This is a genomic window from Phocaeicola sp. RTP21198st1_B8_RTP21198_201120, assembly GCF_040929485.1.
Lineage (GTDB): Bacteria > Bacteroidota > Bacteroidia > Bacteroidales > Bacteroidaceae > Phocaeicola > Phocaeicola dorei.
Window position 1 is genome coordinate 1 of sequence record NZ_JBCOCI010000098.1, and the last position, 14,703, is coordinate 14,703.

Consider the following 14,703-nt stretch of genomic DNA (forward strand, 5'->3'; position numbering starts at 1 on the left):
CCCTATAGTTCTTATTGGGTTAGACAATAAGACGCATTAAAATGTATTCTCAAAGTGAGAATGTATTTTAATTTGCGGCATGTTTCCGCTTCTGTAATGCTTACTAAAGTGGAGTTACCTAAAAGGTAGTGGAACTTTACTAAGGATTGCAGAAGGGATAAAGAAACATACCTTAGAAGGGTGGGTGGGGTTTACTGATAGCGAAACTATTGGAGCGTAACAAAGTGAAGCGATTAAGCCTTTTTGGTTCTTTTTTGGCGTTTGAAAAAAGAACTCCCCCCCCATTTGGGAGGGAGGAATCTTTAAGCAACCTTTGTATTTTTCTCTTCTTCTACTTCTTCCACATCTAGTCTTATATTTAGATGCTGGGCTATGAACTTACTACCTTTAATAGCATCTGCCAATACAGTAAATAAAAATTTAGGTTCTTCTTTTATTGCTTTGCACCATGATTTTAAATAAGCCGCATTTTCTTCTCTGACGGTTACAGAAATACCCAAATATACACCAGACAAAGCCGATATTAATTCTGCTACAAGTTCTTCACGTCCATAATTGAATTTATCATTTTCATAAAATCCTTTTCGATTTAGTCTATTTTTAACACCTGTACTATGTCCCATTTCATGTAATTCTGTACCATAAAAACTTTCTCCGTCCTTAAATTGGCTCTTTAAAGGTAAAGTAATACTATCATTTGATATTGAATAAAACGCACTATCACTAGAAACCGTTTGAATAGGACACACCCAATTTTGATTCTTATTCATTTCATCAAGTATTGGATTTACATACATTTCTTTCTCTTCTTGTGGCTGTTCCTCTCCTGAAAATTTAGCCTTTAATATATCCCATCTATTGGGATATTTTTCCGCAAAATTTGTTTGGTCTAAATTAAAAACTTGGAAATATTTTGTATAAGCTGCTAAACGGTATTCTTTTTGTTCTTCTTCTGATAATTTTTTATATTCATCATATGAAATTTTTTCATTTGTCTGACGATGATAAGCACAAAATAATGTATAATAAACAGGAAAAGCAGCAGCACCTTTTAGAACATTAATACCTTCGTTTCGTGCTTGATTGAATGTCAAAAAAACAGGAGTTTGATAATTATATTTTTCACACAAAAAATAAAGTAAAAAAGCGTTTCCACCACTATAAGTACGCCCTGTTAAATTTTGCGGTAAAAAGTTCTGCTTAGAATTGACTTTAGAGAACCAAGGTTTTTGCCAATTCATAGACAAACTTTCAATTTTCTCAACCATAAGGTTTACAAACTTCTCTGCATTTTTATCAAAAGTAGATTTCATAATTTTGTTTGCTGTTCTTTATACTGGCAGCCAAACCAGCTTTAAAAGTTTATTTATCTCTTTATTTTCAATACTCAAAGATAGCAATTTTCTATAAATGTCGCAAATAATAGGACAATTATTTTTGTTAAATAAGGTTTATAAACGACTGATTTTTAACGTATTATCTTTTTCCCTAAAGTTTTATATATTTGGGGTAAGAGATTCGGTTTTATAAACGGAATATTCCCTTTAGGGAACATGAAGTCTATAAAACCGAATATCCAATGCCTTGTTTTTGTAGGTGCTTCGTAGAAGCGGTGGAAAAAACAAAGCATTGGATATACCTTAGAAGGGTGGGTGGGAAAAATGCGTTAGGGATTGTAGCGGAAAGCCCACAGCACAGCGAGGACTTGCAGCGAAAAGCCCGACCTGAAAGGTAACGCCCTATTTATTTCTTCTATTCATCAATCTTACTTTTTCATAACGTAAATACCTATACAAAGTAGCCTTACTTCCAATGTGTAATATCCTGCATATTTCATCTATAGAATAATCCCGATTTTCATATAAACGTTTTGCTGCTATAGCCTTTCTCTTTGCATCTTCCGATAATCCTATAGGTCGTCCCGTAAGTTTCCCTCGTTCTTTTGCAGCTTGTAATCCAGCCCTAGTTCGTTCTACTATTATTTCACGTTCATATTCTGCCAATGAAGCAAAAATCCCAAATTGACACCTTCCTAAAGCACTATTAGTATCAATACCATCAACAATGCTTTTGAATGCAACTTTTCTTTTCTGCAAACAATCAACTATATAAACTAAATCTTTCAAAGAACGTCCTAATCTATCTAGTTTCCAGATAACAAAAGTATCACCTTCTCGCAAATACGCAAGGGCTTTATCTAATTCGGGTCTATCTTTTACTCCTGATACTTTTTCCTCAAATATAAGTTTGCATCCGGCTTCTTTTAAAGCATCTAGCTGCAAATCTAAATTCTGTTCCCTCGTTGAAACACGAGCGTAGCCTATTATCTCCATTTTATTTAAATCCAAGTTTCATTAACTCAACTATTCGCGAAACTATTTTAAACTAGGGTTTTTTCCCCTGTTATTACCTCTAGTACTATTATAAATCAAAAGTACAGAAAAAGGGTCGATTAATGAAACTTTTAAAATTAAGAATATGAGTTATTCACAATTTATCATGGCTGTATTTGCCATTTATGTAGTTTACTACGCTGCAAACATTCTGTATGATGCTTTCCTAAAGCAAAGCAAAGTCAATACAGGTGAAGAAGAAATTATTTCAATAGGAGAGGAAGAAGAAATACCTCACAACGTTGTAGATGAAGATTTTGAAACAGGCTCATACGAAAAAGAGGAAGAAAAAAATGAATCTGAACAAAATTATGTATCTGTAAATGAATCTATTGAAATGGAAGTTGAAACACAAGGTATTCCAATGGAACAACTTCTTGCTAAAGGGAAAAGTATGTTTTCACACGTAAATTTTAACAAATAAACAACTAATTTTTATTCAAATGAAAAAGTTTTTTTCAAAAATTGCTCAAAGAGCATTCGCTTTAGCCATTAGCATAATGGTAGTAACTAACACTTTTGCACAAGGCGCTGCGGGAATTGATGCAGCTAGTTCTGAACTTGCAACCTACATGGACCCCCTAGGAAACATGATGATGATACTAGGAGGTCTAGTAGGATTAGTTGGAGCAGTGCGAGTTTATTTAAAATGGAACTCTGGTGACCAAGATGTACAAAAGGCTGTTATGGGCTGGATGGGGTCATGTATCTTTCTGGTTGTATCAGGTGTTGTCGTAAAAGCATTCTTCGGAATCTAATATGTCGAAAGAGTTTCCAAGTTACAATGTGTATAAGGGGCTGCAAAAGCCCCTTATTTTCAAAGGATTTAAAGGCAAGTTCATATATATCGGTGGAGCTTGTATTATTAGTGCTTTACTTTTATGTGCTATTGTTTCTACTCTGGCTTCTTTTATGTGGGGAGGTATAACTCTTGTAATAGTTATGTTTGGAGGGTTAGGAATAACATCGCAATTACAAAGAAAAGGGCTTCACAGGAAAGATAAACGAAAAGGCATATATATAGTATCACGCACTTTTATAAGAGATAGAAAAAAATAAAGCTTATGAAAAAGAAAAGTGAATTTGAAGCTCCTTATATTGGTATTGAAACAATAGACAATACTCCTATATTCTATAACCGAAGGGGCGACTATTCTGTTATCATTAAATGTGAAAATCCTATAATACAGTATTCAGCAGATATGGATGCTTACTATGATTTTCACCACTTATTTACTAATATCCTCAAAGTATTAGGAACTGGATATACAATACAAAAACAGGATATTCTATGTAAAAAATCATTTTTACCACCCCAGAATAGGAAGAACGACTATTTATCCAATCGTTATTTTGAACATTTTAAGGGACGAATATATACTGATATTTCTACTTATCTTGTTATTACAGGAGAAGTAGAAAGGTCTAAATTCTTTTCTTTTGACCCTCGAAGGTTTGATACTTTTATTAGAAACATCACAAAAGTATTAGGACTATTCGCCAACAGAGGAATAAGAGCTAAACTATTAAATGAAAATGAAATAGAAATATATATAAAAAGATTTCTATCTATCAATTTCAATCAGCAAACAGTAAGCCTAAAAAACATCAAAGCGAGAGAAGAAAATCTTATAATTGGAGAAAAAAACGTACAGTGCATTTCTCTTGTAGATATTGACGAAGTTAATTTCCCTTCTGTTATAAAACCATATAAAGAGGTCAATATTGGGCTAAGGTTTCCTGTTGACTTACTCTCTTTTTTGCATGATACACCAAGTATAGACACAATTATCTATAATCAAGTAATAAATATTCCAGACCAACGAAACGAAGCAAACAAATTAGAAGGCAAAAAGAAAAAACATAAAGGAATGCCTGACCCTGCAAATGATTTATGTGTAGAAGACATAGAACGAGTGCAGTCGGATATTGCCAGAGAAGGGCAAATGCTTGTATATGCACATTATAATATCATTCTTGCTGGTCTTGATGATATTAGTAAGGCTATCAACTATGTTGAAACATCTCTTTTTGATTGTGGCATTATTATTAATAAACAATGCTTCAACCAATTAGAATTATTCGAATGTGCACTGCCAGGAAACGCAATCAACCTAAACAGTTATGACAAATTTCTAACAACTTCCGATGCTGCAATTTGTCTTTTATTCAAGGAAAAATTACAAGTAACAGAAAACAGCCCTTTTCTTACTTATTTTACTGACAGACAAGGATTGCCTGTTGGAATAGATATGTCCGGGAAAGAAGGTGAGAAAAAATATACAAATAACTCCAACTTCTTTGTTTTAGGTCCAAGTGGTTCTGGTAAGTCTTTCTATGTCAACTCCAAAGTAAGACAATGGGTTTTAGATAACACTGATATTGTATTGGTAGATACAGGGCATAGTTATTCAGGAATGTGCGAATACTATCATGGCAAATACATTACTTATTCTGAAAGCAAGCCTATATCTATGAATCCTTTCCGAATTACTGAAGAAGAGTATAATGTAGAAAAGAAAAACTTTCTTAAATCATTAATTTTCCTGATATGGAAAGGTGCAAATGGTGAGGTCAAAAAGCAAGAAGAAGAAATTATGGATATTACCATAGAAAAATATTATTCTTTCTACTTTCATCCTTTTAAAGGTTATTCAGATGCGGAAAAAGAAGCCATACGTGAAAATTTACTACTTGAATTTCAAGTCAATGAAGAAGAATTTGAAAACGAAAGGGAAAAAGAAGAACGCAAGATACTTTCCGAAAAAATAGAGAAATTACAGCAACTAGTAGAAAAAGGAGAAGGCGGAGAAAAAACCAACGCAGAAAAAGCGATACAAAACATTCTCATCGAAAAAGGCTTTACACGCCAAGAGCTTGATAATCCTGAAACTAGATTACTTTCTATAATAGAAAGACGAATCCAGAAGAAAGAAGATATATTGAAAGAAATAAAAGTTGAAAGCTTATCTTTTAACTCATTCTACGAATTTTCCCTACGCATTATACCTATCATTTGCAAAGAGAACAAAATTGATTTTGATATTACTAACTATAAGTTTCTATTAAAAAAATTCTATAAAGGAGGACAGTTAGAAAAAACTCTTAATGAGGATTTTGATACTTCCCTTTTTGAAGAACCCTTTATAGTTTTTGAAATTGATGCAATTAAAGATGACCCTGAATTATTTCCAATAGTAACCTTAATTATTATGGACGTTTTTATTCAAAAAATGAGATTAAAAAAGAACAGAAAGGCATTAATAATTGAAGAAGCATGGAAAGCCATAGCTAGCCCTATGATGGCTGGCTATATACTCTATTTGTATAAAACGGTTCGTAAATTTTGGGGTATGGCAATGGTTGTTACTCAAGAACTGGAAGACATAATTAGTAATCCTGTAGTCAAAAACTCTATAATCAGCAACTCCGATATTATATGCCTATTAGACCAAAGTAAATTTATAGACAAATATCAAGAAATAGCAAATCTTTTATCCCTAACAGAAGTAAATCAAAAGCAAATATTTACCATAAATCAACTTCCCAATAAAGAAAACCGTAATCGGTTTAATGAAGTATTTATAAAAAGAGGAAACTATGGAAATGTATTTGGAGTAGAGGTTTCTCTGCACGAATATTTCACATTTACTACAGAACGAATTGAAAAAGATGCTGTTGGATATTATCATATCATTTATGATAGTTTCCAAACAGGATTGGATAATTTTATAATAGACCTAAAATCTTCCAAATTAAAAAATACGGATTGGGTTTTACAAGTCAATAAGGTACTAGGGTATCACTCCGATGAAGGAAGCCTAAAAGATATACTTAACATCATAGGGGAACAACCATTATATAAGTATATCCTAGATAAATACAAAAGGATTACAAACCGTTAAAGATAATATCATGAAGAAAATCCTATTTATTTTAGTGGTAACATCTACTTTAACCCAAGTTGCATATTCACAAAAGGCAGTCTTGGATATAACCTGTATGGAAACACTTATAGCTAATCATAAGGTGCAACATACTTCTTTCTCTAAAGTGAAAGAGAATGAAGCTCAAATAAGCCTTATACAAAAGCAAATCAGTGAAAAAATGGTTCAGATTGAATTTTTCCAAAGCAAATTTTATAATAGCCTAAAATCTGTAGAAGCCATCATAAAAACAGGAAAAGATATTATCTACTGTACTGATATTGCAGCAGATATTGGTAAATATCAAAAACAAATGGTTGAACTTGCTGTAGGTGACCCGGCTTTATTATTGGTGTCAGCAAAAACAGAGCTAGAATTAGTTAATCGCACTGCGGATTTGACACAATACATTTATCAGGTCGCTATTGTCGGGACAGATGTAAACCTTATGGACAATAAGCAAAGAATAGACTTGCTTAAGTATGTTATTAATGAACTAAGAAATATGAGAGGTATAGCATACGCTGTATGCCGACAGATGAAAACAGCAAAAAGAAATGGAGTATTACAAACATTAGCTCCGGGAGTGTTTAAATACAAAGATAATCGTTCAAAATTAGTTGATGATTTATTACAGAATTATAAAGTAAAACCTAAAAGATAATATGAAAAGAGTGCTTTTATTTTTTTCCCTAATGTTGATTATTGGTACTTCTAATGTCTATTCCCAAATGCCTGTAAAGGATAAAGGAAAATGGAGCGTACTTAATAATATGGAATTTATGGATAGAGTACGACTACAACCAGAATGGTATCATTACTGGATATGGTATAAAAAGGTTTTGGGTATTAAAATTCCTTTGCCGGGCTTAGGGTTACACGACAAATACGGGAAGGAAGATAGACGTAATTTCCAGTTACAAGAAATTCCCATGATGGCAGCCGTAGAGTACAATAAATCAGAAACAGAAAAAGAAGGGTATAATGTCGATACCATATATAGACAGGAACTCTTCAAATTTGGAGATAAAGAAATTGATTATCAATACACTTTAACTAAAAATCGCAGAAATGATATTCTTAATGATATAAATAAAAAACTTGTCGAATATTCTTCTAATGGCGGTAATAAAGAACACATTGAAGTTATAACTGATGAAGTTACTAGAATAAAAAAGAACATAGATATAATCCATGATTCACATATGAGTAACTCTAAAAAGAGAGAAGCCTATTTAGATTTTGATAAAGAACTAATAGAGGTTCTTTCATTAATAACAAGATTGAATAATATAAATAAAACAATAATGAGCCATGAATGAGTTAATAGATAAATTCTTATTTGAATTATTTGATGGACTAAGAGATAAAACAACTGTTCTATTCGGAGAATTTATTGCGGATGCACAAGCATTGGCAGCAATCTTTATGTTATTATATTTTGGAGTAGAAAGCTTCAAAATGATGAGTGGAGATAAAAAATTAGAGATTATCCCATTATTGCGTCCATTCGCACTGGGATTGGTTCTTATGTTCTGGATTCCCTTTATTAATCTAATCAGTTATCCCGGAGAATTATTAACAGCACAAAGCAAGGCTATGTTTACGAACCAGATAGAAGAAGTAGAATTACTTTCTCGTAATAGATATGCACTCATTGATAGCGTAGCAGTAGAGTTATTACATACTTCATTAGAAGTTGAAAGAGCCGAAAATGAAGTTAAGGATAAGAAATGGTATGATTTTAGTATAGACTTTTCAGCTATTGGAGACAAAATAGCTGGATTATATGTATATGTAGTCGCTAAGGTTAAAATGATAATGTTTAATATCATTGAATTTATTGTCGTTACTTTTTGGCAAGTATGTACCTATTTTGTCTTTTTCCTACAAATCATATTCACAGGAATATTAGTTATTCTTGGTCCACTAGCTTTTGCATTCTCTGTTTTACCTGCATTTCGGGATGCTTATATACAATGGATAGCTCGTTTTGTCAGTGTTAGTTTATATTCATGTATTGCATATATAGTATTATCAATTTCTTTAGTAGTAATGCAATATGGGATAGAAAGAGAAATTGAAATTTTAGAATATGCGCTTAGAAATGAAGCTGCATTTGTCATGTATGTCGGAATGACCTCTGGAGGTGTCAATAGCTTCCTTCTTACAGCATTACTTGGAGCATTTGCCATGCTTACAATACCTTTTGTTTCTACATGGATTGTAAGTACAACTGGAGTAGGGCAAGCAGTAGGAGGCATGGTTGGAGGAGCAGCCATCGCAACCAAAGCTGTAGCAGCTCCGGCTACAGGTGGAGCCAGTGCAGCTATGTAAAAAGATTCATTAAATTTTAAATTCACATAATCATGATTATTAAAAACTTAGAAAATAAAATCAAATTAGCCGGAATTTTATCCATTGGCTGTTTTGCAACTAGTATAGTTATTTCAGGTATGGTACTAGCCTTTTGTTTCTCTTTAGTGAAAGCTGAAAGAAAAAAAATATATGTTTTGGATAATGATGTCCCTGTACTAGTGAAACAAACTGGTACAGAAGTCAACTTGGAAGTCGAATGTAAAAGCCACATAAATCTATTCCACACTTTATTTTTCACATTACCACCAGACGATGAATTTATAAAATACAACATGGAAAAAGCCATGTATCTAATTGATGATAGCGGATTAAAACAATATAATAATTTAAAAGAAAAAGGATATTTCAACACCATATTAGCGAGTTCTGCAACAGTAACAATTATGACAGATAGTATCAAGATGGACATGAACAACCTATCTTTTGAGTACTATGGCATCCAACGTATAGAGCGAGAAACTTCTATTCTAAAAAGGCAACTTGTAACTACAGGGAAATTAAGACAAATTCCACGCACTGAAAATAATCCTCATGGACTTATTATCACAGATTGGAAAACGATACTCAACAAAGACCTAGATTATAAAGTAAAAAAGAATTTCTAATGAAACTGTTTAAACATAAAAAGAATGATAGAAAAGAAAGTATCAAGACTAAAGCCGAGCAAGCTACAGTTATTCTTCTTACTAAAATATTTCAAAAGTTCGGAGTTAATAACGCTTGTGAACGCTTATTAGCGTGGGCTGACATACATCGTAAAGCCATGTTTGGAATTACGATTTCATTCCTTTCTTTCGTCACAATTCTATCATTAGTAATGCGTCCAGAAAGAAAGCCAATGCAAGTTTTCAACGAAGAAAAAAGCAAAGTACAAATTAACATTGATAGTAACCTACAAAAAAAACAAGTAGGAGTTCACGACTTGTTAGAAGTGATTAAAATGCAAAATGAAATTAATGAGCTAAGAAAAAATGGGAAATTAACTCCAGAAGACACTGTACGAATAAAAGATTTATACAATAAATTAAATAAATAGCGTATGAAACAGATTGATATTAAAAAGCCTAAGTACATCATTCCGATACTCATCCTACCTTTTATTTTAGGGATAGGATGGCTAGTTAAGGATATGATAAACTCTGCCCCAGCAGAAGAAACTACATTAGTAGAAACGGAAGAATTAAATCTTGATATTCCTGATGCTAATTTAGAAAAAAGAGAGATAAAAAGTAAATTTGAATCACTCAAAGGAGCTTTCAATAAATCTTCTGATTATTCATCAATACAAACCATAGATAAAGAAGAAGAGGTTAGCGAAATTGAAAGTTCTGGTTCTCTTTACTCCAATGATGAAATAAGGCAAATTGACAGTTTAAATCAAGCTTCTAGAATCCGAGAAAAGGAATTGGAACAACAAATAAAAGGATTTCCTACTATAGATGAATCAAGCCAAATAGAAACTAGAAAAGCTCCTGAAAAATCCAAGATGCAAGAAGAAATGGAGCTTTTTAAAATGCAAATGGCTTATATAGATTCATTGCAAAATCCACGTCCTAGAACACCTCAAAAAAAACAGGATGAAAAGCCAAAAGAAAAGGCTATAGAAGTTGTAAAAGCGAAAAATCCCGCAGAAGTATATTTTAATACTGTAGGGAAAGAACAAAAAACTTCGCTAATCACAGCTATATTAGATGAAACTTTAAAAGTAACAGATGGTAGCCGAGTACGCATACGGCTTCTAGATGATATAATGATTAATGACGCTCTTTTAACTAAAGGCACTTACCTATATGGGAATGTATCTGGCTTTAAAGCCCAAAGAGTACACATTAATATTTCCTCTATAATGGTTGATGGCAAACAAATGAAAGTAGATTTATCCGTATATGATAATGACGGACAAGAAGGTTTCTTTGTTCCTTCATCAGCTTTTAGAGATTTGAGTAAAGATGTTGGAGCGCAAATAGGAAGCCAAACTATACAAATGAACAGCCAATCAGAAGGAGTAGAACAATTCGCTTTAGGTGCTTTACAAGATGCTTACCGTAGTACAACCCAAGCTCTTTCCAAAAACATCAAAAAAAACAAAGCCAAATTAAAATATAACACACAAGTTTTTTTAGTAAACAACAAAGATAAAGAACAATAATATGAGAAAGATTTTTATTGCATTATGCACAATGGTTTCTGTTATTACAGGAAATGCACAGAACACCCCTATTGGAGAAAACATCGAGCTTGCAGGTGAAAACCCAGAAGAACTAAAGGTTATATACGTCAACAAAGATGTTTCAACGCATTTTATAGCTATGGAAGATATAAAATATGTTGATATATCAGTCAATGATATTGTTGGCGATATTCCTACTGGTAACTCTCTTAGAATAAAGCCCACAAAAGAAGGAGCTAGTGGAGTTATCACCATTGTTACAGAAAGATTTTTCGTACAATATATGCTAGTATATAGTAGCGATTTAGCAAAAGCATACACTCGCTTTAATATCCCTTATGCTGATTTACGTAGCTATATGAATCCAGAAGTGAATTTAACCAAAGCACAAATGTATGATTACGCACATAGAATGTTTATTTCAAAAAATAAATTCTATGATGTTTCCAGTAAAAGTAACCTAATGAAAATTGTACTAAACAATATCTACACATTAGATAAGTATTTCTTTATTGATATTTCTATGATTAATAAGACAAAAATACGATATGATATAGACCAAATACGCTTCAAAATAGAAGATAAAAAACAAACAAAGGCTACTAATTTTCAATCTATAGAAATACTTCCATTGATGCAAGTTAATAAGAATCTTGTTTTCAAGAAGAACTATCGAAATATTTTTGTCTTTGAAAAATTTACTTTCCCAGACGAAAAAGTTCTTACCATAGAAATATCTGAAAAACAGATTTCAGGACGTACTATAACATTAAGAATTGATTATGCAGACATTCTTCATGCAGATGCTTTTACCGAATAAATAAAAACAGGAATTAATATGGAAACAAACTCACGCCCAGAGGTAGCCGCTTCCCCCGTTAAGCAGGGACAGTACAGCCCACGGAAAAGGAAAGACACCACGCCGAAAGTAAACCCGCAGCTTGCGGTAGAACTGGTATATCAAGAATTGAAACGTGTCGAAGCCTATACGAAGCGCATAGAAAATGCTATGGAAAAAGGCAGCCAACTTGAGATGTCTATAGAAGAACTAATAAAAACATTAAAAGAAGAATCCAAGAATCGAGAAGAATATTACATTTTAAAGCGAGGTATTTTGTTAACACAGATACTCCTTCTCGGTTTTTTAATTTTAATTGCTATATATAAATTCTGGTTTTAATAATTAAAAATAAAACATATGAATATTCTCAATGAGAAAAAAGAAGTAACTCCAATTATAACCCCAAGTTTTGGTTATAAATTACGTTCCATTAACTGGAACGAGGATTTCTATTTTGACAACCCCATTGATAAAGAGAAAATAAATAGTATTCCCAAAGCTATAGAAATATCCAAAGATATATTTCTTGCTATTGAGAAGAGTGGAATGCAGTATAGAGAAACTTATAAATGGGATGAATATTTATACTTCAAAATGACAGCGGAAAATATTTTTGCAGCAACCATATACTATTACTGCAAACACTATCCTAAAGAATATTGTAATCTTGCTTACATCATAGCAACCGTATGTAATCCTGATATAAGTATTTTGTCAGAAATGCTTAAGCGTGATAGGGAAACTGAAATATTTATAAGAGGATTGAATGAGTGTCATACCTTAAATGTTGGTTCGGAATTCACTGGAATCAAAAATGAATTAACCACATATTTAGGAAGGCTATATACTAAAGAATTCTTCTATTTGTTCACAGAAGGAAAATATTCCCCTAATACATCCCAATTTATCCTACTTCACTATTTCGATAATGTAATATGGCAAGTGGAACAATTACAGAAAAATGGTTTTTTGTTCTTGGAATCGAATATAAAAAAAGAGAATGATGAAGAATCCTTATATGATATAAAATTTCTAATAAACAAAGGGCGTCTTGATTTTTCGAAAATTCTAAATGAATCCACAGAAAAAAATGAAACTAACAATATTAAATAATAACACAATGAAGAAAATTATATTTCTTATTATGATTTCATTTATTTCCCTAAAGTCAATGGCTGGTGATGGTGATAAGTTTTTTAATATTTCAGGAGGTTGGCAATGGAAAAATACCGTCAATGCAGTTGTAGGGCTGGAGTTTGAAGGTAAATATCACAATGCTTATGAACTATATATTGATTTAGCTACAGCATATGATAAATGCCCGGTATGTAATAAGGTATGCTCTGATAGCTTCTGGAGCTATAAAACATTCGGCATAGGTGCAGCATATAAACCTACAATCTCACGAGGCAAAAACAGTATTTTAAGATGGCGGTTTGGAGCAGATTTAGGAGCTAACAGAAAAGGGTTTCAGGCTTCCATTGATATAGGTTTAGAATATAGCTATTCATTTAGGAATGGAATGCAAGTCTTTGTAATGCAAAAAAATGATTTTGTATTTTGGACACGTGACCATTTCCGAAATGGATTATTAGTAGGTGTCAAATTTCCAATAAATAAATAAGTATGAAAAAAATATATATAATTCTATTATCCATTATAGGGGTAATATCATCATGTACAAAACACGAAGATATTATAGACACATCATTACAGCCGGGTAGTATCTTATGTAGTGATGGAAGTATAGTGCATCCCTCGCTTTTTTCACCCAGTGAAAAAGAAGCCATTGGAGTTGTATTTTGGTGCAATGATGGGAATAATCCAAATATAAAAGAAACCGCTTATGCCGTTTCATTAGAAGATTTAGAAGAAAATCCTTTAATAGACACAGACGAGGATATAGCTAATGTTTCGGAAGATGAAAACAGCTTTGATGGAGCAGCTAATACTGCCGCAATAATGAACTTTGCTATAAAGGATAGTTTAGCTTATCCAGCAGCTCAAAAAGCTATAGAATATGCGCCAAAAGGTGTTACAGGTTGGTTTATTGGCTCTATCGCACAAAACAAAGCAATCTCTAATAATCTTGAAAAGGTATATTCTTCTTTCTCAATCATTGGAGGAACGCACTTTGATGGTTGGTACTGGAGTTCTACAGAAGATGGAGCAGGAAAAGATACTCCTAAAGTGTTTGCACTAATTTCTTCATTAACAAAAGGGAGAGCAACCAGTACAAGCAAAAGAAATTCATTTAAAATCAGACCTATTATAGCAATAAGATAATCATGAAAAAGAAAATAATTATACTAGCAGCCTTCGTTATTACATTTTTTACCGCATGTACTTCAACGCATATGATAACTTTCAGTAACGCTGAACTAAGCGACAAAGAAAAAGACATGATAGAAAATAATAGCAACTATTCAACCGCTTCAATAGTTGGTGGAAGTGCAAAATTAGTTAAGGAAGAAAGAGATAAAGCTATCCAAGAAAAGATAGAAGCTAGAAGAAATAAACTAAAAGCTATTGATGGCTTATCAATCTCCAGCTATAAGGATAAAAATGGAAAAGAACAGTTTAAAGCAACAGCTCAAAGTGAAATCTTATTCAAATTTGATTCATATGAATTAAATGAAGAAGCTCAAAAAATGCTTTCTAATCTATGTAATATCATTACTGAAATACCCAATACTAAGATTAAAATAATTGGGCATACAGACAATATAGGAGAAAAACAATACAATATCATACTTTCTAAAAATAGAGCAGCAGCAGTAGGGAATTACCTTAGAACCGCTGGTATAGAAACAAACAACATAACAGAAGATGGAAAAGGATATAGCGAACCCATTGCAGACAATACAAGTGAAGCTGGGCGTGCTAAAAATAGGAGAGTAGAAATATTTATCACAAATGATGAATATTAAAAAGAGAGATTGCTATTAATAAAGACCGGGAGGTAAAACTCTCGGTCTTTGTTTTATAATCTGA

Annotated in this window: 18 protein-coding genes; 16 read left to right on the forward strand and 2 right to left on the reverse strand. The window is 32.4% G+C overall.

Going from position 1 to position 14,703, the window contains the following annotated elements; translation table 11 throughout:
• Positions 1-302 precede the first annotated feature (302 nt).
• Entirely contained in the window at positions 303-1,313 is a 1,011-nt protein-coding gene (locus tag AB5935_RS21390) for an ArdC family protein (protein ID WP_005647298.1), read from the reverse strand.
• Between the two features lie 426 nt (positions 1,314-1,739).
• A complete protein-coding gene (locus AB5935_RS21395; protein ID WP_004295368.1) occupies positions 1,740-2,333 on the reverse strand; it encodes a recombinase family protein in 594 nt (197 codons plus the stop codon).
• A gap of 145 nt (positions 2,334-2,478) precedes the next feature.
• On the opposite strand from AB5935_RS21395, the gene AB5935_RS21400 reads away from it, so the two are divergent.
• From AB5935_RS21400 to AB5935_RS21475, 16 genes are read left to right on the forward strand one after another with little or no spacing between them, the layout of a single operon-like run.
• Positions 2,479-2,817: a hypothetical protein gene (locus tag AB5935_RS21400; protein ID WP_008675931.1), complete on the forward strand. Its 339-nt coding sequence runs from the start codon at positions 2,479-2,481 to the stop codon at positions 2,815-2,817.
• A 19-nt stretch (positions 2,818-2,836) separates the two neighbouring features.
• Positions 2,837-3,151 (forward strand): DUF4134 domain-containing protein, encoded by a 315-nt coding sequence (locus AB5935_RS21405; protein WP_004295370.1) that lies wholly within the window; start codon positions 2,837-2,839, stop codon positions 3,149-3,151.
• A gap of 1 nt (position 3,152) precedes the next feature.
• Positions 3,153-3,452, forward strand: a complete 300-nt coding sequence (locus AB5935_RS21410) for a DUF4133 domain-containing protein (protein ID WP_154301694.1) — start codon at positions 3,153-3,155, stop codon at positions 3,450-3,452.
• A gap of 5 nt (positions 3,453-3,457) precedes the next feature.
• A complete protein-coding gene (locus tag AB5935_RS21415) occupies positions 3,458-6,298 on the forward strand; it encodes a conjugal transfer protein TraG (RefSeq protein WP_154301693.1) in 2,841 nt (946 codons plus the stop codon).
• Positions 6,299-6,308: 10 nt separating this feature from the next.
• On the forward strand, positions 6,309-6,983 hold the full coding sequence (locus tag AB5935_RS21420; RefSeq protein ID WP_175324502.1) for a plasmid transfer protein: 675 nt from the start codon (positions 6,309-6,311) through the stop codon (positions 6,981-6,983).
• A gap of 1 nt (position 6,984) precedes the next feature.
• Complete coding sequence (locus tag AB5935_RS21425) at positions 6,985-7,641, forward strand: hypothetical protein (protein ID WP_130061991.1); 657 nt, start codon at positions 6,985-6,987, stop codon at positions 7,639-7,641.
• The gene (locus AB5935_RS21430; protein WP_008675929.1) at positions 7,634-8,656 is read left to right on the forward strand and encodes a plasmid transfer protein; all 1,023 of its coding nucleotides are present in this window, start codon (positions 7,634-7,636) and stop codon (positions 8,654-8,656) included. The genes AB5935_RS21425 and AB5935_RS21430 overlap by 8 nt, the downstream gene beginning before the upstream one ends.
• A 32-nt stretch (positions 8,657-8,688) precedes the next feature.
• Positions 8,689-9,303, forward strand: coding sequence for a conjugative transposon protein TraK (gene traK / locus AB5935_RS21435; protein ID WP_118419323.1), 615 nt, complete (start codon positions 8,689-8,691; stop codon positions 9,301-9,303).
• The gene (locus AB5935_RS21440; RefSeq protein ID WP_118419324.1) at positions 9,303-9,734 is read left to right on the forward strand and encodes a hypothetical protein; all 432 of its coding nucleotides are present in this window, start codon (positions 9,303-9,305) and stop codon (positions 9,732-9,734) included. Before traK ends, AB5935_RS21440 begins: the two co-directional genes overlap by 1 nt.
• Before the next feature lie 3 nt (positions 9,735-9,737).
• Complete coding sequence (traM, locus tag AB5935_RS21445) at positions 9,738-10,847, forward strand: conjugative transposon protein TraM (RefSeq protein WP_004295379.1); 1,110 nt, start codon at positions 9,738-9,740, stop codon at positions 10,845-10,847.
• A 1-nt stretch (position 10,848) separates the two neighbouring features.
• On the forward strand, positions 10,849-11,688 hold the full coding sequence (gene traN / locus AB5935_RS21450) for a conjugative transposon protein TraN (RefSeq protein ID WP_004295380.1): 840 nt from the start codon (positions 10,849-10,851) through the stop codon (positions 11,686-11,688).
• Positions 11,689-11,706: 18 nt separating this feature from the next.
• A complete protein-coding gene (locus AB5935_RS21455; RefSeq protein WP_118419325.1) occupies positions 11,707-12,048 on the forward strand; it encodes a hypothetical protein in 342 nt (113 codons plus the stop codon).
• Positions 12,049-12,066: 18 nt separating this feature from the next.
• Positions 12,067-12,822 (forward strand): hydroxylase, encoded by a 756-nt coding sequence (locus AB5935_RS21460; protein WP_175324504.1) that lies wholly within the window; start codon positions 12,067-12,069, stop codon positions 12,820-12,822.
• Positions 12,823-12,829: 7 nt separating this feature from the next.
• Positions 12,830-13,333: a hypothetical protein gene (locus tag AB5935_RS21465; RefSeq protein WP_118419341.1), complete on the forward strand. Its 504-nt coding sequence runs from the start codon at positions 12,830-12,832 to the stop codon at positions 13,331-13,333.
• Positions 13,334-13,335: 2 nt separating this feature from the next.
• Positions 13,336-13,995: a hypothetical protein gene (locus AB5935_RS21470; protein ID WP_004295384.1), complete on the forward strand. Its 660-nt coding sequence runs from the start codon at positions 13,336-13,338 to the stop codon at positions 13,993-13,995.
• Positions 13,996-13,997: 2 nt separating this feature from the next.
• Positions 13,998-14,639 carry an OmpA family protein gene (locus AB5935_RS21475; protein ID WP_005647323.1) on the forward strand — a complete coding sequence of 214 codons (642 nt, stop codon included), beginning with the start codon at positions 13,998-14,000 and terminating at the stop codon, positions 14,637-14,639.
• Positions 14,640-14,703 lie beyond the last annotated feature (64 nt).

Coding starts and splice junctions, on each gene's coding strand:
- AB5935_RS21475 (WP_005647323.1), top strand. CDS start 13,998: ATGAAAAAGAAAATAATTATACTAGCAGCCTTCGTTATTACATTTTTT.
- traK (WP_118419323.1), top strand. CDS start 8,689: ATGATTATTAAAAACTTAGAAAATAAAATCAAATTAGCCGGAATTTTA.
- AB5935_RS21430 (WP_008675929.1), top strand. CDS start 7,634: ATGAATGAGTTAATAGATAAATTCTTATTTGAATTATTTGATGGACTA.
- AB5935_RS21465 (WP_118419341.1), top strand. CDS start 12,830: ATGAAGAAAATTATATTTCTTATTATGATTTCATTTATTTCCCTAAAG.
- AB5935_RS21470 (WP_004295384.1), top strand. CDS start 13,336: ATGAAAAAAATATATATAATTCTATTATCCATTATAGGGGTAATATCA.
- traN (WP_004295380.1), top strand. CDS start 10,849: ATGAGAAAGATTTTTATTGCATTATGCACAATGGTTTCTGTTATTACA.
- AB5935_RS21455 (WP_118419325.1), top strand. CDS start 11,707: ATGGAAACAAACTCACGCCCAGAGGTAGCCGCTTCCCCCGTTAAGCAG.
- AB5935_RS21460 (WP_175324504.1), top strand. CDS start 12,067: ATGAATATTCTCAATGAGAAAAAAGAAGTAACTCCAATTATAACCCCA.
- AB5935_RS21415 (WP_154301693.1), top strand. CDS start 3,458: ATGAAAAAGAAAAGTGAATTTGAAGCTCCTTATATTGGTATTGAAACA.
- AB5935_RS21440 (WP_118419324.1), top strand. CDS start 9,303: ATGAAACTGTTTAAACATAAAAAGAATGATAGAAAAGAAAGTATCAAG.
- AB5935_RS21425 (WP_130061991.1), top strand. CDS start 6,985: ATGAAAAGAGTGCTTTTATTTTTTTCCCTAATGTTGATTATTGGTACT.
- AB5935_RS21400 (WP_008675931.1), top strand. CDS start 2,479: ATGAGTTATTCACAATTTATCATGGCTGTATTTGCCATTTATGTAGTT.
- AB5935_RS21410 (WP_154301694.1), top strand. CDS start 3,153: ATGTCGAAAGAGTTTCCAAGTTACAATGTGTATAAGGGGCTGCAAAAG.
- AB5935_RS21395 (WP_004295368.1), bottom strand. CDS start 2,333: ATGGAGATAATAGGCTACGCTCGTGTTTCAACGAGGGAACAGAATTTA.
- AB5935_RS21405 (WP_004295370.1), top strand. CDS start 2,837: ATGAAAAAGTTTTTTTCAAAAATTGCTCAAAGAGCATTCGCTTTAGCC.
- AB5935_RS21390 (WP_005647298.1), bottom strand. CDS start 1,313: ATGAAATCTACTTTTGATAAAAATGCAGAGAAGTTTGTAAACCTTATG.
- AB5935_RS21420 (WP_175324502.1), top strand. CDS start 6,309: ATGAAGAAAATCCTATTTATTTTAGTGGTAACATCTACTTTAACCCAA.
- traM (WP_004295379.1), top strand. CDS start 9,738: ATGAAACAGATTGATATTAAAAAGCCTAAGTACATCATTCCGATACTC.